A 26,410-nucleotide genomic window follows, 5' to 3' on the forward strand; every position below is an offset into this window, starting at 1 on the left:
CTTGCTATGGATATAGGAACCGCTTCGTTCACTTGCTATCATGTAGATATTATAGCATAGACGGGTACAGCGGATAGAGTGCAGGGATGGGTAAGGTTCCCTTTTTCTGCTGCCGTGATCCGTCAACAAAGGAGCAGAGCAAATGGCCACAATCCAAAACCCGATATTGACCGGCTTTAACCCGGACCCCTGTATTTGCCGAGTAGGCGAAGATTATTACATCGCCGTTTCCACCTTCGAGTGGTTTCCGGGCGTGGGGATTTACCATTCTAAAGATTTGAAGAACTGGCGGCTTGTTTCACGTCCGCTGAACCGGCTCAGCCAGCTGAATATGCTGGGCAATCCGGATTCCGGCGGTATTTGGGCGCCGCAGCTGTCCTACGAGGACAATCAATTTTGGCTGATTTATACGGACGTAAAAGTTACGGAAGGCGCGTGGAAGGACTGCCACAATTACCTTGTAACCTGCGAGACAATCGACGGAGAGTGGTCCGACCCGGTTCACATGAACAGCTCAGGTTTCGATCCGTCGCTGTTTCATGACGAAGACGGCAAAAAATATTTTGTGAACATGGTCTGGGATCACCGTACCGGGCACCATAATTTTTACGGGATTGTTCTGCAGGAATACAGCGCACAGCAGAAGAAGCTGGTTGGCGAGCAGCGGATTATTTTTAAAGGGACGGACATCAAGCTTACGGAAGCTCCGCATCTCTACAAAATCGGCGAATACTACTATCTGCTGACGGCTGAAGGCGGCACCAAATATGACCACCAGTCGACCATCGCCCGTTCAAAAGATCTGTTTGGTCCATACGAGGTGCATCCGGAAAACCCGCTGATCAGCTCGTTCGCGCACCCGCGCAATCCGCTGCAAAAAGCAGGCCATTCCTCCATCGTACAAACGCACACTGACGAGTGGTTCCTGGTCCATCTGACGGGGCGTCCGCTGCCCAGGGAAGGGCATGCGCTGCTTGATCCGCGCGGCTTCTGCCCGCTGGGCCGGGAGACGGCGATTCAGCGGCTGGAATGGCGCGCGGGCTGGCCATATGTCGTAGGCGGCAATCAGCCGTCGCTGGAGATCGAGGGACCGAATATTCCCGAGACACCTTGGGCACCGGATTTTCCGGAAAAAGACGACTTTGATTCGCAGACGCTGAATCCGCATTTTCAAACGTTGCGTATTCCGCTGGGCGAACACATCGTTTCTTTAAGCGACCGCCCGGGCCACCTGCGCCTTTACGGCAAGGAATCGCTGACCTCTAAATTCACTCAGGCGTTTGTTGCCCGCCGCTGGCAGCATTTCCGCTTCACGGCGGAGACAAAAGTGGCGTTCCGGCCGGATACGTTCCAGCAGTCGGCGGGGCTGGTGAACTATTACAATACGCAGAACTGGACTTCCTGCCAGATTTCCTGGAATGAGGAGAAGGGACGTATCCTTGAATTGTTTGTCTGCGATAACTTCTCTTTTTCGCATCCGCTGAAAGGCCGCGAAATCGCTATCCCGAATGAGGTGGAGTATGTCGGCATCCGGGTGGAGGTTGATCACGACACTTACCGCTATGCTTACTCGTTTGACGGGGGAGCATGGACCGTCCTGCCGGTGACCTTTGAATCGCATAAGCTGTCCGATGATTATATCCAGGGGGGCGGATTTTTTACCGGCGCGTTTGTTGGCATGCAGTGCCAGGATACGTCCGGACGCGCGCTGCCCGCTGATTTCGATTATTTTATTTATAAAAGTGAATAATTTTATTGTAATATACTCAACTTTCGCAGAACGAAAATCAGTTAAGTTCCAGTCCTGGCGCGGATTTAACCGCAATGAAGTAATCGTCTTGAAAAAATAGAAAAACGCCGCTTCGTTTCGGCGAAAGCACGCTCGTTGTGCTAATTTATTTACTGTGCGATGAAGTTAGCACCCTAGACTGGGCAGTTGCCTTGGTGAAACTCATAGAACTGCTGAACGAAATCACGACTCAGGTTGGGAAGAAATTCTCCACCCTAATTTAAAATCAACTCCGGCACTGGATCTCCGGTTTGCCCAGTTATCTTAAGGCATATCTGCCGATCTCAGGCTGCGAAAGTTGAGCTAATAAAACAGCGGCAGTCGTAGACTAGATAAACTAAGTCTTCGACTGCCGCTGTTGTCGTTGAACTAACGGCGTTTCCCGTTAGCGAGGAAACTGAATGTTTTCGAGGGAGCTTAATCATGTCTTCCCCCTAGTCAGTTTGCAGTACAATAACATTGCGCAATCTGTTCATCCGTATGAATGGATAGAATCCCAAGTTGGGACGGGTCTGGCGGGGTCACCTGTTTATTATCAGATTGCTCCCCATTATACATAACACATTACATAACACATTACATAATACATTACATAACACATTTGGAACGAAGTCCTCTCCTGTGACAGACCCGCAGCGATTACCACGGAACGCGATACGGAGGTCTTTCCGGACCCAGCGGCCGTTATTTCTGAAATTTTTGGGCTTTGGTATGCCTTGGCGGACTCCAGTTCCGTTATTCGTGCCGAAAACACCCAAACTATGGATTCTCATCGTAAATAGGTGAATCTGAGTCCGGAACTTTCCCAAAACACGGAATAATCAGCAAATAAGGTCCTGTGTGTCCGGCAAGAAATCATAGGGGGGGGACAATACGAAGCTGCTTCAAAATGCGTCCATTCCGGCAATCGGTACAAGTTATTGTCTTGGCTGGGGACATGAACTTGTACCAGAGGAGAGGACTCGGAGGCAAGTTGGAGCTATAGGAGCGAACGCAACTGCCTATAATTTTCGGAGTTCTCCCGCCGATTGGTCTACCATTCAAGAACTCTGAAAGTAACAGCAACCGGAAATCCCGAATTCGCTCCAGTGTCAGCTCCGTTCTACCTGTCCTTCTTAAAGATCAAGCTATATAACAAAAAAGTCGGCCCGAGTTCCCTCGTCGCCGGCTTTTTTGCATGGCATGGCAGTGCATATGCAACTGGGATTCCATATGCAATTGACATTTCATATGCAACTGGGATTGCATATGCAATTGACATTTCATATGTAATTGACATTTCATATGCAACTGGGATTCCATATGCAATTGGCTTTCCATATGCAATTGATATTTCACATGCAACTGGAATTTCATATGCAATTGGCATTTCACATCCAATTGATATTTCACCCCCGATTGTCATTTCATTAGCCGCCGGATCTCTGTTTTCAGGCTTGCAGTAGAGAAGGAGCGGCCGGAGCATCCGGCATGTAGCTACATCACGATAATCCGGCTTGCTCCGGCGAGCTGGCGCAGTTCTCTGGGAAGAATATCCCGGTCGGCCTCCGCGATCTCCAGCATGACACCGTAGCTGCAGTGTTCCGCTTCCTCTTTACACCAGCGCAGGGTTCCCTCCAGGTACAACGGATCTTCATTTAACAGCACGTCCATTCCGATCCGGATGTTGTTAATTTCGGGGTGCAGCTGCAGCGGAAGCGCCAGCCGGCAGCCTGAACGGCTGATGTCCATCAGCTCGGCTCTGACGGGTTTGGCCGGACCCGGAAGTCCGTTGATGCTGAGAATATGCAAATCGAAAGCGATGGGTTCTTTTAGTACATAACGAAAGGGCTCTTTTCTGCGGTTAAGTGACATGGCTTCCTCCATCCGTGCTGTAAAAGTCCTATACCTTATCATCGACAGCATTGTCAAATTAATGAAGAGGCGGCAGGGACGGCAGATTCAAGTGCGCACATCTGTTCGATTATCGGTTATAATAGAGGCATACTTCAAGAGTGCAGGGAGCAGTTGATCCTATGGATGCAGTAATGAATACTGGCTATGTGTACGCGGCGATTGCCGTGATCATCGGCGCGGCGCTGCTGATCAAATTGATCCGTAGAAAAATGCGGACAAGACGGCGGGAGGCCAATCCCCGAAAAATCACCATGCGGGACATCGACCGGATGACGGACGGCAGCGAATTTGAGCAGTATTTATTCCGGCTGGTGCATGAGCTCGGCTATCCGGAGGTTTACAAGACGACAGGCAGCAGAGATTTTGGAGCTGACCTTGTGTTTACCGATAGCATGGGGCGGCGGGTTGTCGTTCAGGCGAAGCGGTATGGGGCAAATCATCCCGTCGGGTTGTCCGCCGTGCAGGAGGTGTACACCTCGATGCGCTATTATGAGGCTGAGCGGTCGCTGGTTTTAACGTCCGGCCGGTATACCGAAGCCTGCCGTATTCTGGCCGGCGTAAACGGAGTACTGCTGCTGGACCGGGACGACTTGTCCGATTTGATGGACTGCTTCAAAGCAAAGCGCTGGGATGAAGCATGCGCTATCCTGGAACAAGAGCCTGAACACCGCACGGCCAATTGGTCTGCCAAACGAAGATAACGAACACGAGTTTAGGCGATAGAGAGGGGAATACATCATGTCATGGGATGCTCAGCAGTACGCAAGATATTTGTTAACCTTGATTGAAGAGGAACCGGATGAAGACGAAGAAATTAACGAAGACGGGTTATTTGGTTATTTTCAGAGCTTTATGCCGTCCGGCGGCGGTGTGGAGCGGGTGTTTGAGCCGCTTTCTTATGGCGGAGAGCTGCTGAAGCGGATCCAGCCGATTTATGAGATGCTTGATCCGGCTGATTTTGAGGGGGAAGGAGTTCCCGGTTACTTCAACGGGGGACAAGCAGATGCCGGAACGGAGCAGCTTACCGCTCTTGGCCGCCAATTGACGGCAGACTTAAGCCGCTTGTTTGCCGAATGCATGGAGCCGGAGGAGGGGGAAGAAGCCGCCGAGCTGCTTAATGGCGTTACGGAGTACAACGTCCTGGCGCCGGGTAAGATTGAGGAATGGCTTGAAGACCGGGAAGAAATTGTGTGGGAAACCCTGTTTGATCTGATCCAGGAACATTCGGACGACAGCGAACCCATCGCGATTTTGGGTGAAGCGTATTATTCAATCGCATGTGATTATTGGGTCTCCTATTACTTGCAGTGGCCCCGTTACTGGGGATTGCAGCAGCATGATCCGCTAAAGGCGTATTTTGAACTCTACCGGCTCGGCTATTCGGTCAGCTACAATGGAACCAAGATGTTGATAGGGCGCAGATAGAGGAGGCTGCTTAAGCGGACGTGGCACTGGGGGCTTAGGGTTTCCGGGGATACGAGGGCTTGGGGTTTTCAGAGAGACGAGGGCTTAGATTTATCGGCCGCTGGGCGCCGGGGGGCTAAAGCCTCCGGTCTTCTGTTTTTCGCTGTCCAATGAATCACGCGAGGATTCATCTAACGGCGAACAGGCCGGCTTCATCGTAATCTAGCGATGAAGCCGGCCTGTTCCGTAATGGTATGATTGCCGGGGACTGCCTGCGCGGTTTCCCGTGATATGCTTAAGCCAGTTAAGTCAGGCTCCCCGCCGCTTTCCTTCACCCAATCGTCTTAACCACGTTGCCTTCCGTATCTTTAATATAGGTAGGCAGAATCCGGATCGCGGCGCCGGGCAGCTCCGCAAGGGTAAAGCTTTCGGCGACAGGCCGCAATCTCGAGGAAAGCGCAGCTGCGGCGCCATTGTCCAGTGTCAGAACAATGCCGTCTTCCGATTCGGTCACGCTTGCCTGTTCACCTGGCTGCAGGGTGACGTGGATATCCCTGCTGGCCAAAGCCAACGTCTTGCCCTTCAGCAGCCGGCCTCTCAGCAGTTTGCCGACGATCTCTGCCTGCTTCGCACCCAATCTCAGCTCGCCCGCAGGTGCGCCGCTTGCGCCTTTGGCCTCCGTGTCCGTATCCCAGGCGAGCTGGTCAACGTACAGAAACCCGGTGTTGGAGCCTTCACGCTCCATACCGGTTTCAACCGCAGCCGCAACCGCGGGAAGCTGAAGCAGCGAATCCCGGTCAAGATCGGTTATATACAAGGGCAGATGCTCCTCCAAGGTTCTGAGCAGGCCTAATGTGTTCCACAGCTGCATCGCTTCCAGTTCATCATGGGTGATGCCGACCAGCTGGATAAACTCGACTCTCCCGTTTGGCGTATCCATCGGGGGAAGCAAAGGATCTTCTATGAAGGATAATGCCGTCAGCTTTGTGTCCGACTCAAGACGAATTGGTCCGTTAGCGTCCATGTAATCGCCGGAACGGAATAAATTGCCGCTGCCGAACACATACCGGCCCAGATTTTGCAGCAAGTTAAGCGCCCATGCAGGCGGCTCTTCTTCGTCAGCCGCTTTCAGGAGTCTTAGCGTCAACTCAAAGCCGTAACCGCTGTAATCCGGATCTTCGAATTCTTTTTCATACAGCTCGGTGAATCCGTAAGTGACAAAATGCCAATGCGGCAGCGGCGTTTGAACTTCATAAACGCTGATTCCATTCAGCGGGTCGGGCCCGCCTAGGCTATAGGGGATGACCGTGCCGTAATGCTTCGGCTCCTGGCTGCCGTATACCGCTTCCAGCGCGGCATCGATGGCATCCCAGCCCGCGGAGCTTTCTTCGTATTGGTCCTCGCTCATCTAGTAACCTCCCTAGTTCGGTTTCACCTATTCTACCATTTCCTTCCCGCTTATCTCAAACGTCGCTCGAAAGCGCTTCTTCGGTAATCCGTTTGATATCAATGGCCGATAAGGTCCCTTCCTGGACGAGGTCGGGCAGGATGTGATGCAGAAAATATTCGACACAGTGCAGTGGAATGTGCTTGATTTTGACCAGCGCCTGGCGGTACATTACCACAAATTCCTTTTCCGTGTTTCCCCGCTGCAGCTCGGCGAATGCTTCGTAGACTTGGTCCAGCTTGTCCGCGACCTCCAGAATGCGGCCTTCCACCGATTCGTCTTTGCCTTCACGCAGCTGGCGGCGGAAGATCGCCTGAAAATCCTCGGGGATATGCTCCTCGATAAAATGTTCAATCATGCCTTCTTCCACCTGCTGGAGCAGCGACCGCAGTTCCATAGAATAATGTTTTACAGGGGTTTTGATATCCCCGATAAAAATCTCGCCATAGTCATGGCTGCTCGTAATCTCGTACAGTTTTTTCCAATCCACAGCGACGCCGTTCATTTCTTCAATATCCGCCAGTGTCTTCGCATACTGGACTACCTTCCAGGAATGCGCGGAGACGCTGTGTTCCTCAAACTTGAATTTCCCCGGACAGCGGATAATTCGCTCAAGGTCGTTTAGTGACCGAAAATACGCATGAATGCCCAACCGGAGCCACCTTCTTTCAGTTAACTGGATAAGCTGAACATGAGAATACGGGCGGGGTTGATCCGTTTTTTATGAATATGGCCGTTCCGCAGCTCGAATTCTGCTGCCCGTTTGCTCAGCAACTAACACTTGTTGGTAGATTGTACATTCGGTATGTATTCCCGGCATTAACGGAGCGTTAACTTTGTCCCGTCCATCCGCTTACAAGCGTTCAGCTGTCTTGGGAAGGTCCCGGATTTGCCGCAAAAAAACATTCATCCGCTCATCGTCCCCTAACGGATAGTCCATCCCAAGCGATCCGGACAATTCAGTGCCCAGCCGCCGCGCCAAGCGGCCGGCTTCAAACAGAGCTTCCCACAGTTCGTTGTCTGCAGTTCCGGCGAAGGTTCGGGTATAGCTGTTCCATATCTCAGCCGGAAGGAGGCGGGGGAGCCATTTTCCCGCAGTCCCTGGATTCACCTTCCAGCCGCCCAACATTCCTGCGTACCAGCGAAGCAAACGCAGCAAATCTTCCCGGACGACGACATCAAACATCGTTTTGACATAGGACAGTTCTCCCCGCCACAACCCTTTGGCTACATTGGCGGAGCACCACCAAAAATTGTTTACGGTATCCTGGAATTCCTCCGTATCCGGCGGGGCGATATAGTAAGACTGTTCGTTTGGCGGGGGAAGGGTAGGGAGAGTTTCGTCTTTGTCCAGGAGCACTCGCGTCAAGCTGTCCGAAACGGCCTTTCTAGGCGCATCCGCAAGATGGATAAACTGCAAATCGATTCTAACGCCGTCGATAAACTGCATCAGGAAAATCGGCCATTCCGTTCCGCGCTCCGACAGCGTGTTCCGCTGCAGCATAACAAGTTCTCCAAATGGTCGGATCCACTCCGGATGACGAACAAATTCCCATGGATCTTTGGCCGCAAAAACGACATCATAGTCCTGCAGCAGGTCGGCCGGCGCATTGGGATTTACCCTGGAGCCGTTCATCAGCACAGCCCGGACATCTTCCCGGTTGCGGGCAAACAAAAGAATCTGGTGCATGACCGGTGATTCTTCTCTCATTTGGATTCAGACCTTTCTATTTATTGTTTTATAGCATCGTATAACTCTGTCATTCGGTCGGCTAATTCGGAATGTGGCTCCATCGGCTGATGATTTATAACTGTGTTTTTTTCATGCCATCACTGCCGCTCATGATTTCTATAGAATCAACCTGTGTAATGTCGCTAGGATAAAAAGTTTCTAATTCCTTTGGTTCCCTGCTTACTCCTTCCTGACCGGACGGATTAGAAATTTGGCAGCTGCAAAGAACCATGGCCAATAATGAAGCGCAAATTAAGGTATAAAGTGAATATTTGATCATCCTATTCCCCCCTCCTTAATCTTAAAACGGACTTTACGCGGGAAAGGTTCCATCAGATCATGTCTAAAATGGTTGTTGCCCCGTTTGTTGCCCTATGCCCTAGTTTAGGGGTGATCGGTTTTTACAAAGAGTTGTGCTTAAATTCAAATTTTATAGTAAAAAAAAATTCTCTCAAAATGGTAAAAAAAAGGCCGAATTCTGTCGATAAAAAGTAGTGGTAATTAAGTACCATATCAGAGATGAAATGGACAAAAACAAAAGGAGAGATTCATTCCATGATTGCCGAAACAACGATGCACCCGGAATCCAACACAATTTTCATCAGTCTGCACGGATTTGCTGATCTGAAAGAAACCATTCATGAGGTCGATGTCTTTGAAGCGAATATGCCTTCGCTGCCGCTGCACGAAATGTCCCTGATCATCGACTGCAACGATATGGCTCCGTTTAAACCGGAAATTTTGCCGGTGCTGGAGCGCTGCTACAAGCTGTACAACAAGTTCAAGCATGCGGTGTTGGTGAACCCGACAAAAGTAGTTGCAAAGTCCCAGCTGCAGCGGGTGGCGAGTCAAGCGGGTTTTGAAGGTCATTTTGTCAATACAGCGGAAGAAGCTTGGGCAATCGTTAAAGGTTAAATCTAACCAATTGCGAGCGAAAGGATGGTAGGACGATGGCATACATTAGAATAGCAGGCACAGAAGTGTACCATCCTTCCACCGCCGTCAGTAATGAAGAAATGGCGGCAGCCGCCGGCGACGCGGCGGAGAAGCTGATCGGTATCTGGGAATTTTTCGGCCGCAAGAGCCGTTATTACGCTTCCGGCAATGAGGAAACGACGCTGTATATGGCAATCCAGGCTTCCAAAAAGCTGCTTGCGGCCCAAGGCCTAAGCGGCGGTGATTTGGACATGATCATTTTTTCTTCCGGCACACACGAATTCAGCGCCCCAAGTGATGCTGCACTGGTTCACCAGGCGCTGGAGGGAAAAAACAACTGCGTCGTCTATGACAGCAACGCCAACTGTGTCGGCATGGTGGTGGCGGCCGATCAAGCCGCCCGCGCAATGAGTACCAATCCGAAGATGAAATACGCGCTTCTCGTCGGATCGGAGCAGATCGCCCGCTATTACATGGAAAAGGATCTGGCTTCCAAAGGCCTGTGCGGCGACGCCGCCTGCGCGGTGCTGCTTGAGCGTGTCGAAGATGAAGGCGAAGGTTTTATCGACTCGGCTTTTTACACGAATTCGCTTCGGGCGGAGGACATGCTGTTCCCGGCTGTAGGCATGACGCGGATGTTCGACGATACACTGAGCGATGAGGAGAAGAAAATCTACCTCCACCCGGAATACAACGTCAATGTCGCTTTTCCGACGGCAGTAACTAACATCGAGCTGCTGCTGAAGGAACACGGGCTGAACAAGACGGACATCAAAGGCTATATCCTGAGCCAGCTCAATCTGAGCATCATCCGTGACATTGCAGGCAACCTAGGGGAAGATCTCAGCAAATTTCCGTATATCGGGGATATTTACGGTTATACGGGAACAACAAGTCCTTTTATCGCTTTGCATCATGCGATGAAAGACGGCCAGCTAACACGCGGCGACCTGTTTTTTACCTGGTCGGTAGGCGCGGGGATTACGAGCTGCGCGGCTTTATGGAGACTGTAATCTTATGTGATAGAAGTACGGCAAAGAGCGGGCATATCCCGCTCTTTTTGCTTTTTTGGCCGCAAATACATATGATGAGCGGGAGGCATATTTTACCATCCGCTTGTGTTGACACGAAATTGTCGAATTGCTATGCTTTTTGTTATTGATTGACAATATAAGAATTAAAGAGTCCGGTGCCTGGAATCCGGACGACTGGCGTCCAGGAATCGTCCCGACTATGGTCCAGTGAGGTTTTTCCTCCAATTGGTATATAATAGGGGAGAGATTAGGGCCGCAAGCATAAAGGGCAGAGGCTGACGAGAGGATTCGGGATGAACATTATCACATTTATCGAAAATTTGTTTGCGGAGTATGGTTACTACGTGCTGCTGATCGGCCTTCCGCTGGATGCTATCGCGCTGCCCATTCCTCCGGGAAATACGACGCTTACCTATACCGGCTATCTGGCCTATAAAGGCATATTGTCGCTCGGCATCGCCTGGCTGGCCGCGTTTGCCGGGTCGGTTATCGGGCTCAGTGTGACTTACCATATGGGGTATAAACTGGGACAACCTTTGATTGAACGGTACGGCAAGTGGCTGTTTCTGAAACCGGAGCATCTGGAGAAGTCCAGGAAGTATTATGAGAAATATGGGGACAAAATGCTGCTGATCGGCTGTTTTATACCCGGCGTCAGGCAGATTTTGGGTTATTTCTCCGGTATTATCCGTGTGCCGTTTGCCCCTTTCGCCTTGTTCGGCTATATCGGTTCGGCGCTGTGGGTAAGCGCATTTATCGGTATCGGCTATTTGTTTGGCGACCAGTGGCAGGTGGTGATGCAGCTTGTCGAGACTTACCTGAAGTACATATTTGGAGCACTCGGCCTTGCCGGTCTGCTTTATTTGCTGCTGCTGTGGCGGAGAAGACGGAACGGGCGCAAGGCGGCGGCGATTTCCTCTCTGCAGGAGACGGAGAAGCTGAAGATGCGTAAACGGGGAACGGAGTAGAATACCAGGCAAAAGCGTAAGGTTACGGCTCGGCGTTTAAATACTTACTATCAAGCATTTTGCACCGCTCTTCGGGAGAGAGGGACAAGGCAGTTTATGATCTTTCGGGGCATAATCTTAATGGATGCAAAAGGCAGAGGATACATAGTTGACCGCCGAGGAGGTTGCCGAGTGTTTAAACACCGTTTTTTTGTGATTGGATCAGGAATTGCGCTGGTCCTGCTTATCGTCTACCTGGGATCGCTGGTGGACTTTCTGTTTCGCCCACTGGTGGCGCTGGTTAGCTCCATGACTGTGCCGCTGCTCATCTCCGCGTTTCTGTATTACCCGCTGCGGCCGCTGGTGCGGGCGCTTGAACGCAAACAATGGAAGCGCAGCTGGTCGGTCCTGCTGATCTTTGGGTCGGGACTGATGATCCTGACCATCTGCTCGGTTTGGGTATGGCCGGCACTGCGGTCGCAGATCAACAGCTTTATTGAAAACGCGCCGGAATTCGCCCAAAATGTGATCACCCAATTGCAGCAGCTGCAGCACAATCCCATTATTTCGCGGCTGACGCCGGGAGAAAATGACGATATGTTCGTCCGGCTGACCGGTTACCTGGATACGTCGCTCAACTGGGTGACGGACAATGTCTCTCAGATGTTTGCTTTTTTATCGGACTTTATGCTGGTAATTGCGACTTTTCCGATCCTCCTGTACTTTTTGCTTCGGGATGATTACAAGCTTCCCTCCAAACTGCTGCTGCTGTTTCCTGCAAAAATCCGGACGGAAGGAAAACAGATGCTGGCCGAAATGGATGCCGCGCTCAGCAATTTTATAGCCGGACACGTCATTGTCAATATCGGTTTATGTATCCTGCTCTATATCGGCTTTCTGAGCATTGGCCTGCCGTATTCCATGCTGCTGGTGATCGTCTCGTTTTTCCTGAACTTTATTCCTTTTATCGGCGCGTTTCTGGCGGGTGTGCCCGTGGGAATAGTAGGGCTGATGGAATCACCGATGATGGCGGTCTGGTCGATTGTGATCGTGATCGTTGCCCAGCTGATTCAGAACAATTTGCTGGAGCCGCTGGTGTTCGGCAAACAGCTGGATTTACACCCTTTAACCGTAATCGTCTTGCTGCTCGTAGGGGGGGATTTGTACGGAATTTTAGGCATGCTCGTCTGTATCCCGGTGTATATGATCATCAAAATCGCACTAAGGCACAGCTATGAAATGTATATGAAAAGCAAATCGGCCGATCCGCAGTTATAAAAAATAAAAGCGGAGCGGACCGTTTAGAGCAAGAAGGGGAACTAAAATGAACGGAGAACTGCATCTGCTGTTCCGAATCGCGGCACTCGGCAATGGTTATTTGCTGGACGGGTATGCCGATTCGGCCGCAGATCTGGATTCGGACGCCCAGATTCGAGTACGTTTCGAGGACGGGCCGGACGAATTCGTCTGGCGGGAGTGGCTTGACAAGTTGAAGCAAACGGGCTGCCAACGGCTGCTGCTGGTAAGCGGCGATTCAGCTACGGCCTGGCATACAAGCGGGTATGCCGGCGGGGGGCCTCCCGCGGGAATCATGGCGATTGGCGCGCCGGAGACGGTGCTGTGGTCGGTCCGGTGGAAGCTGATCGGTCAAGGCACCCCGCGGGCGCGCTGGGAGGTGCGCTGCACCCAGACTCCCGGCGGCAGTGGGACGGACGTGCTGAGGCGTTATGTTCCGATGCGGACGGCGGCGGAGGAGCTCACGGGCGCACTGCGGGAAGCCTCCGGTCTTGCGGGAGCGATTCGTTTGCCGTTTTGGAGCAGCAACTTTTTTGAGCCAGCGCTGGCTATTGCAGAGGGCAGGGCGAAGCTGCCCAAGTTGGCATTTGCTCTTCCCGCAGCCTATTCGGAGGAGGCATCCCGTCTGCTGCAGGCGGCCTATAAAGCCTGGGTTTTTGGCGGGATGGGATCATGGAACGACGACCCGCCAAATGTAGCATGTCAATACGGCCTGGAGCGCGAATTCGAAGCCTGCTCAGCGAGACTGTATACCGCATTGCTGCAGGCAGGACAGGCCGCCGTAAACAGTGTGGTTTTTTAGTGATATTGACTGAACCATGAAAACATTGAAGTGCAAAGGAGCTGGATACAGTGAATATTCCTGAGCAATACATACGCGTTTTTCCTACTTATGAATCGGTGTTTGAAGGCGAACTGGAGCGCTGCCGCCGCCATCTGCTGCCGCTGGTGTCCGTAAATCTGAAATGGCTGAACGAGGAAGAAGACCAGTGGGTCCATTTTGTTTCGGCCAAAGAAATTTATGAAGGCAGCGTGGGGCAGTCGACGGCTGATTATCACAAGAATTATACCCGTGAGGATACGCTGGGTTTTGATGTAACGGCGGACGGCAAATACCGGTTTGAGGCCGATTGGAACTATTTTCAGCTGGAGCAGGAACCAGGCTCCGAATTGGAGCAGGCGTATACGGACAATGAAACGGATTATGCAGCGCGCAAGCTGTTTTTTGAAAAACGCGGGCATCTGTATCCTTACGCTTCAAGCTTTGACGAAGGCGCTGTGTCCGAGGAAGACCTGTATAAGGATTTCATGGCCAAAAAAGCATCAGGCTGGGGGACGGATCTTCCCGAAATCAACGGCGTTCTCGACGACCTCGCGTTTCAATCCGATGAGGAGCAGCAGTTCATCAAAAAATACAACGAGTCTATTGAAGAAATGCTGAAATTTGAACAGACCAATCTCCTGTATGTGCCAAAGACGCCGGATGGAAAAACGTTTGCTTATGTCGGGCGCTTAACCGGTTATTTGTTCCAGGCCTATGGTGCGGATGCGCTGTACCTGTTCTATGACCGCGGGCTTCGCAAAGCGGTGGTTTGTTTCGAATACACCTGAGCATTAGGGCGTTCTAAAGGAGGTGTCCCGTTTGAAATACGAGTTTCGCATGATGGGTCCGATTGTTGATTTGGTGGAGTATCCGGATGCTGGCGAGGAGGAATACCTGTCTAGCCAGGATTTTCAAGCGGTGATGGACGCGCTGCAGATCAAGGTGCCGATTGGCCGGATTTATGCGCGTTTTTTTGATTCCCCGCTGCATACCGGCGATGTGCTGGTGTTTGGTGCCAAGGACACGAAGGTCTGCATTGTGCTGGACACCTATCGCGATCCGCTGGACCAGATGGACATGATCCGGTTCGGATGGCGCTGCTCCGACAAGGATAAGCCGCTCCTGCAGCGGCTGTCCAGACAGCTGTACGACAATTTGGAATATGGCGTGCATTATGAAGAGGGGCATTCGCCAATAAGCGCCATGCTGCGTGAAGACCAATATCCCAAAAAGCATTATTATGTAACGGTTTTTGAACAGCAGGTAAAATATTATATCGAATAAGCTCTGCGGCGATCCAAGCCGTGTGGAATGAGGTGGTTAATATGACCGAAAGGCTTCCCTGCCGCACGGAGGGATGCAAGGCGACGATTCTCCCTGCAACAGCGGCAAAAACCGGCGGATACTGCATGCCCTGCCATCAGGAACAGCAACGGCAGGAGCGGCAGGCGTATATCGAAGCGCACCGTAAAACTGTTAATCCTTATGAAGGGCTAACGGATCCCGTCGAAATTATCAAAGTCATGCATGCTCCAAGACGCCATGATCCTCTCATTCAGTGGGTCGCTTATCCGCTGCCGCGTGAGCAGGTGTATGCCCGGCTTACGGATCTGGAAGCAGCGGCGTTAATCGATTATGCGAGGGAATTGATTTCCGAAGAGGATACGGACACGGCGGAGGAGATCCTGGGTTCGCTTGTAGTCTACCGGGATACGGACATCTCCGGTATCCATAATCTCATGATGGATAAAAACATTTACACCACGCCTTTACTTTATAAGGATGCTGCGGAAGCAACACGGGACCGGCTGCTGCACCTGGCGGAGCAGGACGAGGAGCACGTGAATGGCGTGCTGCTTGCTTTAAGCTGGATTGGAGATGAGGCGGTAGTTGCCAGGCATTTGGAGTGGCGCAGCCATCCCCCGGCCTGGGCCGGCAACCTGTATGTACAACCCGTGGAATACACTGTAGAAGCAGGCTGGGAGTTGACGCCTGACGGGAAGCGGAGGGAGCTGGTTCTCGGCAGCGCTTATGCCATTGTGCAAAAGGAACCTGCAGATGATGAGCAGCCGCTCTCCTCTGCCGCTGTATTTATGACCGGGAGCAAGAATAGCTGCCCATGGTGCGGGCGCAGGTTGACCTGCCTCGCCGATGTGGATGCCGCCCATCCGTCCCTCAGCAGCCTGATGCTGAAGCAGGAACGTTTGCGGATCGAAACCTGCGAGCACTGCGGATGTTACGGGTTTATTTATATGGAGGCCGATCTTTCGGGAACGCCAGTATGGAGCGTACATAATCAGATTCCCGATTACCTGGCCGATATTCCGGACGAGGAAGAAATGGCGCCGACTGCACCTCCGCTTGTTTTGTCGCCTGTTCCCCGTTCCCCTTATTACGGAGCAGTCTGGGCGCTGTCTCAGCAGGATTCGCAGCTAGGCGGATTCCCGGGTTGGGTGCAGGATGCGGAATATCCCGTTTGTCCCTGCTGCGGGCGGAGAATGACGTTTGTGGGGCAGATCGATTATGCCGATTTTGTAGAGTACGGGGAAGGCTTGTTTTATATGTTTGTCTGTCCGGATGACCGGATGACCGCAACGGTATATCAGCAGAGCTGAGTTGTCTATGATTCGTACCGGGCAGCCGGCTGGTGCAGGAGAGGTAGCAAGAGGGAGGGGTTATTTGTTCCGCTGCAGAAGCTGCGGCGAATATTTGCTTTATACGAATTAATGTAGTTGGCACTCATACAAAAACAAGCGCCTGGAGCGGGGATCCGTCCAGGCGCTTGCTGCGTAATCAGCTTCAGTTGACCGTTTCGCCGTTTATCCGGTGGACCGGTTATTGCGCGGCGGCGTATTCCGCCGATTTGATGCCGGCTTGACGGCCAAAAATGATAATTTCCGCCACCGAGTTGCCGCCGATGCGGTTTTGACCATGCAGTCCGCCTGTAACTTCCCCGGCTGCAAACAGTCCCGGAATCGGCTTGCCTTCTTTGTTCAGCACCTCGGTGTTGGTGTTGATTTTGACGCCGCCCATCGTGTAGTGGATGCCGGGGCCAATTTTGATGGCGAAAAACGGTGCCGCGGACAAATCGTTGTCCATACCGGTTGTTCTTTCAAACTCGGCGTCTTTTTTGTTCTTTACGGCGCCGTTCCAGGTATCCAGCGTTGTTTTCAGCTGGTCTGCGGGAACCTTAATCGATTCGGCCAACGCTTCAATGGTATCGGCTTGAATCACAAAGCCCATTTTTTCGTACTGCTGAATCGCTTTTACCCGGGTTTTTACGCCGGAATCAAATACGAGATAAGCCGATTTCTCCGGCAGGGTGTTGATGGCTTCGGTGACTTTGTCGCGGGTGGTAAGTTCGTTAACGAACCGCTTGCCTTCGCTGGAGACAAGAATCGCGCCTTCGCCGCGCACTGCTTCACCGATCAGATACGATTTTTCCTGCTGAACGGTTGGGTGAACTTGAATCTGATCCATATCGACGGTTGTTCCGCCGAGCTTCTCGATCATCGTGATGCCGTCGCCTGTGCTGCCCACCTGGTTGGTGGTCACATAACCTTTCAGGTCGGGTCTGACTTTGGAGATCATGTCCATGTTGGCGCCAAACCCGCCGGTAGTCACAACTACGGCTTTACCCGTGATGGTTTTTTCATCCGTCTGGTTAAAAACAACCTTAACGCCGTTCACCTTGCCGTCCTGCTGCGTGATCTCCTTGACATCGGCATTCACGAACAGCGGGATTCCTTGTTCCTGGACGTTTTTGACCAGGCCTTTGACCAGGTATTGGCCAACGGCAGAGCCGTCTTCCGGACGGTGGGTGCGTTTCTCGTTCATTCCGCCGGTGATCGTAATGTTGTTCAGCCGGATCCCAATGGAATCGAGCCAGTCAATGGCGGCAGCGGAGTTGTCCACAAAAAAGCGGAGCATTTCTTTGTCGTTGGTGCCATGTCCGCCTTTCAGCGTTTCTTCATAAAACAGGTCGTTGCTGTCCTCAATGCCTTGTTCTTTCTGGAACTTCGTTTCGGAGGCGTTCATCCCCGAAGACGATTTGGTAGTGTTGCCGCCGGCAACCGGCATTTTTTCCAAAATGACCGGATTCATGCCTTTGGCTTTGGCTTCCAGCGCCGCCGACATACCGGCGCCGCCTGCGCCGACGATGATCAGGTCGTAGCTGTCTTTCAGCTGATCGTAAGGCGTATAGCTGGTTTCGGAAGCGCCCGAAACGGCTTCTACGGATTTGGTGTCACTGCTTGCGTTCTTGTTCTCGCCGCCCGGCGCTGCCGACGGAGCGGTGCTGGCGGAAGGCGCCGCGCTGCTGGCGGCTTCCTTGCTGTTTCCGGCATTGCTGCCGCTGCCGCATCCCGCGATGACAAGCAGGAACGACAGCAGGAGAAGAAGAGCGGCCGATGATGTCTTTTTCATAATTAGGTATTGCCCCCTTGTGCATAAATTCACAATTATCATAGCGGGTAACCGGCGTTTATTGGAAGTTTGCGTAACTAAAAAAAACGTTTTGTAATTAAAGTAACCAAATCTTCCGGTTATCTTAATCAGCCCCTCCGGTTTCCTCTATTCCCTTCTATATAGACTGAACTTTAGGAGGACAGGTGGGGCGGAGCCGCCACTGCGGCCAATTTGGGACTTCCGGTTGCTGTTATTTTCGGAGTTCTTGAATGAAAGTCTCAGATAGCGGTAGAACTCCGAAAATAAAGGCAATCGCGTTCGCTCCTCCATCTCCAAATTGCCTCCGCGACATCTCCCTTTTCCTGTCATTCAATATTTCAGTCTATATAGCTGGTGATTGTTCCCCGCTTTTCTTTAATCTGTGCAGGCGCAGAGTATGAATCCATACCATCAGCTTGGCAGCACCCATCCCGAGCGATAGGATACTCAGGCCAAAGACGAGATGCCCAACTCCAGGCAAAAAGGAGAACACCACTTTCCATGGGGCAAAAATATGGCTGGGACCATATAAAACCGTAATCGGCAGCACGACATGAAACAAAAGCAGGCCCATTGCGAATAAGCTGATCCGCAGCGGGGTAAACCGGATTCTTTTTTTTAGTTTAAGCAGATTGTAAACGGACACTCCCAGCATAATTACCAATGCTGCACATGCTATGTCAACAACAATAAGTGTACCGGTAATGCTGCCTGCATCCTCGTCCGGCTCGAGGCCATGCAGAATATCAAGAATTCCATCAGCCACCATACTTAATTTGAAGCCTCGAACTAAATAATCATGTGTATTGACCAATACCACAACACCTAAATTTCCGTCCAGCTTGATATCGGAATGAAAGCTCTCAACGTCACCTGCATGCTGAACAATACCATTAACGATCTCAAAGCCCATGCCGTATTCACCGCCGGTGGTAGGATCTTTTATGGCCGGCTGATGCATCTTCACAACACTTTCTGCAGCAGCCACACTGCGGTCACGGAATTTACCGCCATTGATTTGCGCAATTAAATAATGGGTCATATCTTCTGCGCTTGAGATCAGATACGCGGATGCAAGCATAGATTGGTTGTCCGGCTGCTCAAAAGGAACAATGAAACCAAAAACGGATTTGTAGCCTGTGGCCAATCCATGTAGTTTCGCTTCAGGCGTAGAAGTAAAGCTGTTGTTCATATCCAAAGGAGAATAGATATGATCCTGAATATATCCAGCATAAGACTTGCCGGAAACGGCCTGAATAATTCCGCCCAGTATATCGTAATTAAAATTGGAGTATTGAAACTTGCTGCCGACGGCCTCGGTTAATGGTGTGGTTTTCAGATTATGGATAAGTTCATCTATCGATGGCACCGTGTTGGTAAAAGCCGCCCGCCCATGTAATGTGGACAGCCCGCTGTTCTGATTCAGCAGATGCCGGACGAGGATCGTTTTTGCCGCTTCCTTGTCGGCAAGCTCAAAGTCCGGCAAATAGCGCTGCACCGGCGCATCCAGGTCAATTTTGCCTTGTTCAACTAATTGCATGATGGCCAGCGCTGTAAACGATTTGGTGACGGAGCCTAAAATGAAAGGGGTTTGCGCGGTAACAGGCTGGCCATCGGAGCCGGAAATTCCATACCCCTTGGTGTAGACGGTCTGGTCTCCCTGCACAACGCCGACAGCCACACCCGGAATATCCAGCTTTTCGCGCATCGTTTCCACAAATTTATCAATTCGGTCCGTGTCTAAAGCAAGTGGTGGAGCCGTTTTCGCATGGGCTATCCCCGGTTGCAGTAAAGGCAGCACGCTGCCGGTGACCATAACCAGCATGATTATAAATGTTTGGATTATGGTCCGCAGTATTCTTTTCATCTCTCTCTTTACCTCTTCTCCTTGATTCCGTCCCTTTTTGGCAGACGTACGGATTAAGAATATCAGTTCAACCTTTCGGTACTATTTCGTTAATCTTAAATTAATCTTAACCGGCTGATGCAGAAGCTTACGTCTCGTCCCAATAGATTCATATGAGAGCGATTCGCCAATTTGTCCTTCTCCTGGAAACAGCTATAATAGAAATCATAGGTTTATAGAAGCCGAGTTCTTAGGGGTGAGCGTGCGTATGTTGTTAACCATAAACGAAATCGCGGAGAGTCTGGACCGTAAATTTATTCCGCTGGCGGATGTAGTAACCGGTCTTAGGCTGGTCAAAAGAGCCAAACCGCTTGCCGGGCTGGAAGAGGCGGAGCAGCGGCTGGGTACCGTTTTTCCCGAACCGTTCGCCCGTTTTATATCCGCGTATGAGCTGGATGATTTTTCGTTGAATAACGTGATGTTTGGTGCGGAACAGGATTACGTGGAAATGATCGTGGCTATGAACACAACCGCTTCGTTTGACCAGTGGTGGAGCGGGGAGACGAGGCCTTCCTCCTGGTTGGGTATTGCGAACTCCGATCCGTACGGGATCTTTTTGAACACGGACAGCGGCGAAGTCTACGCAGTAACAAGTGAAGACGAATGGGGCAGCTGGCGGAGTGCTGCTCGGGATTTTGAATCTTTTATCCGCGCGCTCGGTACGGCCTATCTCCTGCCGGTCAAGGCGGCTGAGCTTGCTGCTGAAGCAGGGTCGGAGCATTTTGAGTTTTGGGAGTGGGCGGCGACAAGATAAGCCGTTCAGTTCCCTCCATCCATCCGGACAAACACTGCAGTGCTTTGAGGCCTGCGTTTATCCGTACTTCCTGCGCTGGGGGCGGGAATGGGTTGAAACAGACTGGAATCAGCGAAAGGGCTGCAACCATCGAAAGGCAGCAATCATCGAAGGATGAGGCGGCAGCAGCATTAGAAAGGGGCGAACCAATGAATACCTTATCTGTAGAAGCGCTTGTTGATAAAGAAAACCATGCCTGGTCGGAGCTCAGGGAACTGCTTAGCGGCGGGAAAAATCAATACCGTGTAATCCCGCCAGCGGAAGGCGCGCCGGAGAAAACGCTGTATCTCCTTCAGGTCAGCACCCGGTCTTATCTCGGGACAATCGCTTATGAGACGGGCGGGATCGTCTTTGATTACGGCTGGCTTACTCTGCTTGGCGCTGGCGGGGAGGGCATTTATGGAAATCTGGCCGGGTGGAACGGACTGCAAAGCGCTGGCGGGACGCCGTCCCTGTCCGGACTGCTGGTGGTGGCTTATGACGCTGCGGGCGGTTTTTTTGCGCTGGATACGGGGCGGTTCGGCCGGACAGGCCATATCTATTATTACGCGCCGGATACACTGGAATGGGAATCGACTGAACTCGCCTACTCCGGTTTTATCGGCTGGTTGGCGGAAGGGGATTTGGATCAGTTCTACAAGACATTTCGCTGGGAGGGCTGGCGGAACGAGCTGAGTGAACTTTCGGCCGGGCAGGTGTTCAGCTATTACCCGCCGCTCTGGACGGCGGAAGGCGGAGGCGAGTCCAGTACCAAAACGCCGGTTACGGTGGCGGAAGCCTGGGAAGCGGTTTGCGGCAGCAGCAATGACGGGTAGGGAAGATTTTGTCCCTTCAGTACAGGGCGTACAGGACAGGGAGTGAGGTTATGAAATCAGCTAAAAAAGGAAGCCGGGCACTGCGTATCGTCAGTCTTGACGACCAGCCGGTGGATCAGCTTCCCGTCACTTCCGCCCAGCCTGGCGGAAAAGGGGCGGCACATGTCTGGCTGCCTGTCTATGCAGGTCAGATTGCGGGCCTGCCTGAAGGGATCGACGGCCTGATTATTGCCTCCGATCTGCAGGGAATTTCGGGGCACAAGGCTGTGGGAGAGGCGCCCGACAAGCAGATTGGTGCAGAATTGGCCGAATGGCTGCCAATTCTGCTGGAGGCAGCGTTCCCGGCGCTCCAAATGGACAAGGTGATGGTGCTGCTGTGCGGCGATTTGTACGGCGATCCCGCCAAAAGAGGCTCCAGCGGCGACCCGCTGCCCGTATGGAACGCCTTCCGGCGCTCGTTCCAGACGGTAATCGGCGTGGCGGGTAATCACGATTTGTTTACACCCGAAGGGGTGGAGCAGATGCAGATTACGCCGGGAATCGACTATTATGACATTCCCAAAATCTCAGAGCATCGCGGAATAAAGGCCGCAGGATTGGGCGGTGTGATCGGGAGGGCAGACAAACCAAACCGGATGCCGGAAGCGGAGTATCTAGGCGTGCTGCACAGGCTTCTCCGGAGCGGTCCCGAGCTGTTAATGCTTCACCAGGGCCCTGATGTGCCTTCCAGGCTGCTGCCTGGCGAACCCGGCATCCGTCAGGTGCTGGAACGGATGCCGCCGCTGCTTGTCGCCTGCGGCCATGTGCACTGGGAGCAGCCGCTCGCGGAGCTGGATAACGGGACCCAGGTGATTAACGCAGACGGAAGGGTTTATATTCTCGCCCGTGCTGCGGAGGGTGGGCAGCATTGAAGTAACCGTCTTACAACCGGAGGATCCGCCGGTAATGCAGATGGTCAAGGCGGTCCGCCCATTCCAAATCGTCATCTCTGTTATTCCGGAAATAGACGGCGACAGGGAGATACCCCCAAAAGATCCCGCCGCCGCTGCAAATGGCGTTTCCGCCGTCTCCGCCTTTGCTGACGGCCTGTCCTTCCGGCGAGACGGTAAGCTCAATCTGGTAAGGATCGCCAAGAAAACAGAGGCCAAAGCCGTTCGGAAGGGCCAAATCAAAGGGCCGGTCCGGTGATCCTTTACCGGCTGATCCGCCAGTTTCGCCAGTTTCGCCAAGCTTGACAAGCTCGCCTGCTTCGCCAAGCTTGACAAGCTCGCGCGTTTCGCCAAACCTGTCAAGCTCGCCTGCTTCGCCAAGCTTATCCAGTTCACCGAAATGAGCGACCTTCATCGTGTAATCGAAGCTGTCCCCCCAAGGAAACAACGAGCGGGTTCCTCCCCCGTAGACATACTCCCATTCCTCTTCGGTCAGGAGGTCAAAGGGTTCCTCCAGTTTATGCTCTAACCACTCGGATAAATCCTCAGTGTATTCGAACAGATAAATACGAATACCGTCTGCTGTGCGGTCCAGGCGATAGGACTGATACACTTCGTATCCGTTCAAATCCGAAAGTCTGAACTCCGCTAACTGTTCCAGTACATCCTCATCCTCCTGCGGGTCCAGATCGCCTTCTGCAACTTCGATCCAACCTGCGGAATGCGTCTTCCGTTCTACCAGCATGGCTCGAATCTCAGTGCTCCGTATGGGCGACATCTGCTGCTGCAGCAGCTCGGGGCCGGCTGCCGCATCCATTCCCGCTGCGGCCAAGGTTTCCTGCATATCCTCCATCGTAGTCTGGTCCATCTCTCCTGGCCATAGCGACTGCTCCCAGCCTAAGGTAACCCTGTCGCCGGGAATCCACACAAATTCGCTGTCTTTATAGGTAAAGACGCCCGTTTCTAGGCTGACACCGTACCGTTCAAACCGCTCCATCCGCTTAAAAATAAAACCCTCAGGCAGTTTCGCCTCAAGCTCGCGCATCCGGCGCTCCTTGCCGGTACGGTTGAGCATCATCCACTCGGGACGCAGCATTTCCGTCATGGCTTTACACCTCTTTTAAATGAGGAAGAGGGACGGGGGAATACACCAGCGTATCGCCGTCTTCGTCACGCTTTAATATCATTCCAAAGACGGCGCCGCCCCGCAGGTCTCCCTGCGGAAGGGCAAACACCATGGGAGGGCAGCGCAGCTCGTTATTCCGTGGAAACTGCTTTACCCAGTCCTTCATTGCGGCCTCCAGAAGTTCATCCAGCTCCCGCAGCACATCGCCGATCTTGGCGCCGGCATGCTGGTAAAACGTTTCATTTTCAGCGTATTTCCGGGTCAGGAACGCTTTGTAATCTTCAATTTGCATGAAGCAGAACTCCCAGTCAAGCGGGAAAAAGCCGAGGTCGTACGTATAAAGCTGCATTTGATTTTCCTCCTCACGAAACAACGAAATGATGGAAATTAGCGGAACTCAAACTATCTTATCACGTTCAGCGAGGCCATCCAACGATTTCCACCTTAAGGACAAGTCTGGTTTAATAGATTTGCCCAGTGTTACAGCGGTCCTGTCTTCTCGCTGCGGACCGGTATTGCGTCCACACGCATTTCAGGCATATTAGGCAGGAGCAAGGTCCCTTTTTCATCCGCCTAACGGTCGATGCCACCCCCCGAAACCTTGCCAATGTACTTTTTGTGTGCGTACAATCCAACTATAGCGAAACTAAATCCGAACCGTCCGTCCACCGGGCAGCCTTTTTGCCTGCCTGTAGACTGCAGGAATGAGGACATTTTAGCCGTCTGGTAAATTGGCCGTGGAGGGAAGAAAATATGCATATTCTACAGGAAGTTTCTTTGCCGCAAAATCTCTTGAAGCCAAGGGCAATCACAGCGTTCGAGACGCTGCCGGGTGCAGATCCTGCTGACATTAAGCTGCTGGCTCTCACTACAGACGGTGAGCTGTGGAAACTTGATCTGAATACAGGGGCCGCGGAGCATCTTTTGCAGCTCCGGCTGCCGGATTTCGATCCAAAGCTGCCTGTCCAGCTTGTTGCCAGTCCGGACGGAAAATTTGCCGGGATCTCCAACCGTTTTGGCAGGTATGCGGGAGTTTACGATTTATCGGCGAAAACCTTGAACATCCAGCGGTCACGGGGCGATTATTACACAGAAGTCAGCACATTTCCGCTTGCATTTGTACCGGACCGGGATAAATGGCTGCTTGTCCATGGATCGGATTGGAACCGGCTGGATCTTTCGGATCCGGCTACCGGCGGGCTGCTGACGGCAAGGCAGGATAACGAGCGTGAAGCCGATTATTTTCACGGCAGATTGCGGGTTTCGCCGGGGGGACAATGGATCGCCGACAGCGGCTGGGTATGGGGACCTGCCGGAATTCTTCAGAGCTGGTCCGTGTCCAATTGGACGGCGAACCCATGGGAACCGGATGACGGACCATCCGTTCGTCCGCTTTGGCAAACGGAGGACTGGGATCTGCCGGTCTGCTGGACCGGTCCCACGCAGGTTGCGGTGTGGGGACATGTGGATGCAGAGCTGCTGGATGAGGAGGATCAGGGGGAGGAAGGGACGTCGCCGGTAATCGTCATTTTTGATATGGAACGGCCGGAATACCGTAAAGTACTGCATGGAATGCCCGCGTTCAGCTGCGGCACAGTGGGCACCGATGGGCATTTTAATCCGCGGGCGGACATGGCGGCCAAGGGAGACCGGCTGTTTTTATGGGGAAAAAACGTGCCGTTTCAAGTCTGGCGCATCTCCACCGGGAAGCGGGAATATATAGGCAGCGAATACGAGGCGCTCCTGTATCATCACCTATCGGGTTTGTTTATTGAGCTGCTGCCCGGAAAAGACGGCTTCAAAGTACTGTCGTACACGTAAGCAGGGACCGAACGCAGTGAATACGGGATCAACATGGTTTACTATGCAGCTCCCGACGCTTTGCGCCGGGGCGGGTCCTCTGCCGACGTGATGCGGATTCTCATTTTTACAGCGGGTATACTTTCAACTCCTGATGAAATACACGCTCGCCGTGACGGATGATGTTGGGGTAGTTCTCAGGACGGGCAAGCTTGTACAGTACGGACTGTCCTTCCTGGTAAAAAACTTTGTCTTCGCATTCATCGTATAATTTTCGCGAGAGTCTCTGAAGCTCTTCAAAGTGACTGCCGCAGCTCCAGCCGAACCGGACCATGCCAAGCTGATCGAGCGGGTCTTGATAAGAATCTATAATAATGTAGGTACCAGGCGTATCCTTAAGCACATACTTCAGCACATGCCCGGTGTGGACGGGCTGCTTCAGGGCATATTCGTGAATATCACGAAAAGGAATCTGCAGGTTCAGCACATCCATAATGCTCTCGAAATTGGGATGAACCAGGTAGTCTTCCGAATCTTCCTCCGGCCAGTATGTCAGTTCGCTTAAAGGTGCCATAATTAAAAATTGCTGTATCACGTTGTTCCCCCCCTAAATTTTTCCGGTATTCGTAGTTTAACGGATGCGAGGGAAGCAAGTAAAGCGGTCTAGTCCGTCGTTGGCGGTCCAGTTTGTCGTTGGCGGCCCAGTTTGTCGTTGGCGGTCTAGTCCGTCGTTGGCCGTCTTGTCCCGGCATTGGACCTTGTGTATTCCGGCTAAACGGTTACGGGTAATACAAGTATGTGTATTTTATTAAAATCTCAATAGGAGTGAAGCCGAATGTTGTCCAATAAAGTGAAGGAATACTGCCAGCAAAAAGGCTGGTGGCATGAATCGGTCCCGGAGGAGTATAAAACAGCGCTGCAAAGCATAAACGTGGACCTGGCGTCCGACTTTGCCGAATTTTATCTGCATGCTGAAGATTTGCATACGTTTTTAAGCAGGAAGCGGGAGATTTACCAGGTCTGCTGGTTCATTCTTAATTCACATTATCAGCAGTCCGTCACCTCAGCACATGAATCGCTGAAGCTGCCCGAAGCGTACATCCCATTGTCCACGTTTGATGAAGACGGATTTTTTTATAACCGGTCCACGGGAGAAGTTCTGCATTTGGAGGTAGGGGAGAAGCTGGCCCGATTGTTTGAAACGGGGCATGTGACCCCGGATTGGCCGGATTTTAATTCGTTTCTGGAATGGTATTTTGAGAGATAACGAGTATAATCAAAGAGTTGGAAA

27 protein-coding genes and 1 pseudogene are annotated in these 26,410 nt (G+C 52.2%); 17 read left to right on the plus strand and 11 right to left on the minus strand.

Annotation, left to right across the window (positions count from 1 at the left end):
• Positions 1 to 142: 142 nt before the first annotated feature.
• Both ACE6ED_RS10310 and ACE6ED_RS29265 read left to right on the plus strand, forming a co-directional pair.
• The gene (locus ACE6ED_RS10310; RefSeq protein ID WP_410827033.1) at positions 143 to 1,750 is read left to right on the plus strand and encodes a glycoside hydrolase family 43 protein; all 1,608 of its coding nucleotides are present in this window, start codon (positions 143 to 145) and stop codon (positions 1,748 to 1,750) included.
• A 128-nt stretch (positions 1,751 to 1,878) separates the two neighbouring features.
• Positions 1,879 to 2,091: pseudogene (locus tag ACE6ED_RS29265) on the plus strand (IS4 family transposase); the annotation flags it as partial.
• An 800-nt stretch (positions 2,092 to 2,891) separates the two neighbouring features.
• On the opposite strand, the gene ACE6ED_RS10315 reads toward ACE6ED_RS29265, so the two are convergent.
• Both ACE6ED_RS10315 and ACE6ED_RS10320 read right to left on the minus strand, forming a co-directional pair.
• Positions 2,892 to 3,194, minus strand: coding sequence for a hypothetical protein (locus tag ACE6ED_RS10315; protein ID WP_410827034.1), 303 nt, complete (start codon positions 3,192 to 3,194; stop codon positions 2,892 to 2,894).
• A 71-nt stretch (positions 3,195 to 3,265) separates the two neighbouring features.
• The gene (locus tag ACE6ED_RS10320; RefSeq protein ID WP_410827035.1) at positions 3,266 to 3,643 is read right to left on the minus strand and encodes a PilZ domain-containing protein; all 378 of its coding nucleotides are present in this window, start codon (positions 3,641 to 3,643) and stop codon (positions 3,266 to 3,268) included.
• A 161-nt stretch (positions 3,644 to 3,804) separates the two neighbouring features.
• Between ACE6ED_RS10320 and ACE6ED_RS10325 the strand changes: the two genes are divergently transcribed.
• The gene (locus ACE6ED_RS10325; RefSeq protein WP_410827036.1) at positions 3,805 to 4,386 is read left to right on the plus strand and encodes a restriction endonuclease; all 582 of its coding nucleotides are present in this window, start codon (positions 3,805 to 3,807) and stop codon (positions 4,384 to 4,386) included.
• Positions 4,387 to 4,423: 37 nt separating this feature from the next.
• The gene (locus ACE6ED_RS10330; RefSeq protein WP_410827037.1) at positions 4,424 to 5,110 is read left to right on the plus strand and encodes a hypothetical protein; all 687 of its coding nucleotides are present in this window, start codon (positions 4,424 to 4,426) and stop codon (positions 5,108 to 5,110) included.
• Positions 5,111 to 5,420: 310 nt separating this feature from the next.
• On the opposite strand, the gene ACE6ED_RS10335 is transcribed toward ACE6ED_RS10330, so the two are convergent.
• The 4 genes from ACE6ED_RS10335 to ACE6ED_RS10350 form a co-directional block, all read right to left on the minus strand.
• Positions 5,421 to 6,497, minus strand: coding sequence for a suppressor of fused domain protein (locus ACE6ED_RS10335; protein ID WP_410827038.1), 1,077 nt, complete (start codon positions 6,495 to 6,497; stop codon positions 5,421 to 5,423).
• A 55-nt stretch (positions 6,498 to 6,552) separates the two neighbouring features.
• Positions 6,553 to 7,188 carry a YfbR-like 5'-deoxynucleotidase gene (locus ACE6ED_RS10340; RefSeq protein ID WP_410827039.1) on the minus strand — a complete coding sequence of 212 codons (636 nt, stop codon included), beginning with the start codon at positions 7,186 to 7,188 and terminating at the stop codon, positions 6,553 to 6,555.
• A gap of 201 nt (positions 7,189 to 7,389) precedes the next feature.
• Positions 7,390 to 8,247, minus strand: a complete 858-nt coding sequence (locus ACE6ED_RS10345) for an aminoglycoside 6-adenylyltransferase (protein WP_410827040.1) — start codon at positions 8,245 to 8,247, stop codon at positions 7,390 to 7,392.
• 94 nt (positions 8,248 to 8,341) lie between these two features.
• On the minus strand, positions 8,342 to 8,548 hold the full coding sequence (locus ACE6ED_RS10350) for a hypothetical protein (protein ID WP_410827041.1): 207 nt from the start codon (positions 8,546 to 8,548) through the stop codon (positions 8,342 to 8,344).
• A gap of 275 nt (positions 8,549 to 8,823) precedes the next feature.
• Here ACE6ED_RS10350 and ACE6ED_RS10355 point away from each other — a divergent pair, with 275 nt between their 5' ends.
• From ACE6ED_RS10355 to ACE6ED_RS10390, 8 genes are all read left to right on the plus strand, one after another.
• Entirely contained in the window at positions 8,824 to 9,183 is a 360-nt protein-coding gene (locus ACE6ED_RS10355; RefSeq protein WP_410827042.1) for a hypothetical protein, read from the plus strand.
• A 35-nt stretch (positions 9,184 to 9,218) separates the two neighbouring features.
• Entirely contained in the window at positions 9,219 to 10,217 is a 999-nt protein-coding gene (locus tag ACE6ED_RS10360; protein ID WP_410827043.1) for a ketoacyl-ACP synthase III, read from the plus strand.
• A gap of 314 nt (positions 10,218 to 10,531) precedes the next feature.
• Positions 10,532 to 11,206 carry a DedA family protein gene (locus ACE6ED_RS10365; protein ID WP_410827044.1) on the plus strand — a complete coding sequence of 225 codons (675 nt, stop codon included), beginning with the start codon at positions 10,532 to 10,534 and terminating at the stop codon, positions 11,204 to 11,206.
• A 171-nt stretch (positions 11,207 to 11,377) separates the two neighbouring features.
• Positions 11,378 to 12,463 (plus strand): AI-2E family transporter, encoded by a 1,086-nt coding sequence (locus ACE6ED_RS10370; RefSeq protein WP_410827045.1) that lies wholly within the window; start codon positions 11,378 to 11,380, stop codon positions 12,461 to 12,463.
• Positions 12,464 to 12,509: 46 nt separating this feature from the next.
• Complete coding sequence (locus ACE6ED_RS10375; protein WP_410827046.1) at positions 12,510 to 13,283, plus strand: hypothetical protein; 774 nt, start codon at positions 12,510 to 12,512, stop codon at positions 13,281 to 13,283.
• A 50-nt stretch (positions 13,284 to 13,333) separates the two neighbouring features.
• Positions 13,334 to 14,092 (plus strand): siderophore biosynthesis protein, encoded by a 759-nt coding sequence (locus tag ACE6ED_RS10380; RefSeq protein WP_410827047.1) that lies wholly within the window; start codon positions 13,334 to 13,336, stop codon positions 14,090 to 14,092.
• Positions 14,093 to 14,123: 31 nt separating this feature from the next.
• Entirely contained in the window at positions 14,124 to 14,588 is a 465-nt protein-coding gene (locus ACE6ED_RS10385) for a hypothetical protein (RefSeq protein ID WP_410827048.1), read from the plus strand.
• Between the two features lie 41 nt (positions 14,589 to 14,629).
• Positions 14,630 to 15,919 carry a DUF1963 domain-containing protein gene (locus tag ACE6ED_RS10390; RefSeq protein ID WP_410827049.1) on the plus strand — a complete coding sequence of 430 codons (1,290 nt, stop codon included), beginning with the start codon at positions 14,630 to 14,632 and terminating at the stop codon, positions 15,917 to 15,919.
• A 220-nt stretch (positions 15,920 to 16,139) separates the two neighbouring features.
• Here ACE6ED_RS10390 and ACE6ED_RS10395 read toward each other — a convergent pair whose 3' ends face one another.
• Positions 16,140 to 17,729, minus strand: a complete 1,590-nt coding sequence (locus tag ACE6ED_RS10395) for a flavocytochrome c (RefSeq protein WP_410827050.1) — start codon at positions 17,727 to 17,729, stop codon at positions 16,140 to 16,142.
• Positions 17,730 to 18,093: 364 nt separating this feature from the next.
• Positions 18,094 to 19,617 carry a serine hydrolase domain-containing protein gene (locus ACE6ED_RS10400; protein ID WP_410827051.1) on the minus strand — a complete coding sequence of 508 codons (1,524 nt, stop codon included), beginning with the start codon at positions 19,615 to 19,617 and terminating at the stop codon, positions 18,094 to 18,096.
• 247 nt (positions 19,618 to 19,864) lie between these two features.
• Between ACE6ED_RS10400 and ACE6ED_RS10405 the strand changes: the two genes are divergently transcribed.
• From ACE6ED_RS10405 to ACE6ED_RS10415, 3 genes are all read left to right on the plus strand, one after another.
• Complete coding sequence (locus tag ACE6ED_RS10405) at positions 19,865 to 20,410, plus strand: SMI1/KNR4 family protein (protein ID WP_410827052.1); 546 nt, start codon at positions 19,865 to 19,867, stop codon at positions 20,408 to 20,410.
• Positions 20,411 to 20,598: 188 nt separating this feature from the next.
• Positions 20,599 to 21,264 (plus strand): DUF2625 family protein, encoded by a 666-nt coding sequence (locus ACE6ED_RS10410; RefSeq protein ID WP_410827053.1) that lies wholly within the window; start codon positions 20,599 to 20,601, stop codon positions 21,262 to 21,264.
• Between the two features lie 50 nt (positions 21,265 to 21,314).
• Positions 21,315 to 22,175 (plus strand): metallophosphoesterase family protein, encoded by an 861-nt coding sequence (locus ACE6ED_RS10415; protein WP_410827054.1) that lies wholly within the window; start codon positions 21,315 to 21,317, stop codon positions 22,173 to 22,175.
• A 10-nt stretch (positions 22,176 to 22,185) separates the two neighbouring features.
• Here the strand turns inward: ACE6ED_RS10415 and ACE6ED_RS10420 are convergent, their stop codons facing one another.
• Positions 22,186 to 23,298: a hypothetical protein gene (locus ACE6ED_RS10420; protein ID WP_410827055.1), complete on the minus strand. Its 1,113-nt coding sequence runs from the start codon at positions 23,296 to 23,298 to the stop codon at positions 22,186 to 22,188.
• 4 nt (positions 23,299 to 23,302) lie between these two features.
• The gene (locus ACE6ED_RS10425; protein ID WP_410827056.1) at positions 23,303 to 23,668 is read right to left on the minus strand and encodes a hypothetical protein; all 366 of its coding nucleotides are present in this window, start codon (positions 23,666 to 23,668) and stop codon (positions 23,303 to 23,305) included.
• Positions 23,669 to 24,072: 404 nt separating this feature from the next.
• Here ACE6ED_RS10425 and ACE6ED_RS10430 point away from each other — a divergent pair, with 404 nt between their 5' ends.
• Entirely contained in the window at positions 24,073 to 25,140 is a 1,068-nt protein-coding gene (locus tag ACE6ED_RS10430; protein ID WP_410827057.1) for a hypothetical protein, read from the plus strand.
• A 106-nt stretch (positions 25,141 to 25,246) separates the two neighbouring features.
• Here ACE6ED_RS10430 and ACE6ED_RS10435 read toward each other — a convergent pair whose 3' ends face one another.
• On the minus strand, positions 25,247 to 25,714 hold the full coding sequence (locus ACE6ED_RS10435; RefSeq protein ID WP_410827058.1) for a hypothetical protein: 468 nt from the start codon (positions 25,712 to 25,714) through the stop codon (positions 25,247 to 25,249).
• 240 nt (positions 25,715 to 25,954) lie between these two features.
• Between ACE6ED_RS10435 and ACE6ED_RS10440 the strand changes: the two genes are divergently transcribed.
• Complete coding sequence (locus ACE6ED_RS10440) at positions 25,955 to 26,386, plus strand: hypothetical protein (protein ID WP_410827059.1); 432 nt, start codon at positions 25,955 to 25,957, stop codon at positions 26,384 to 26,386.
• The last annotated feature ends 24 nt before the right edge of the window (positions 26,387 to 26,410 follow it).

The sequence above is a fragment of the Paenibacillus nanchangensis genome (assembly GCF_046543445.1).
In the GTDB taxonomy this organism is placed as follows: Bacteria; Bacillota; Bacilli; order Paenibacillales; family Paenibacillaceae; genus Paenibacillus_AQ; species Paenibacillus_AQ nanchangensis.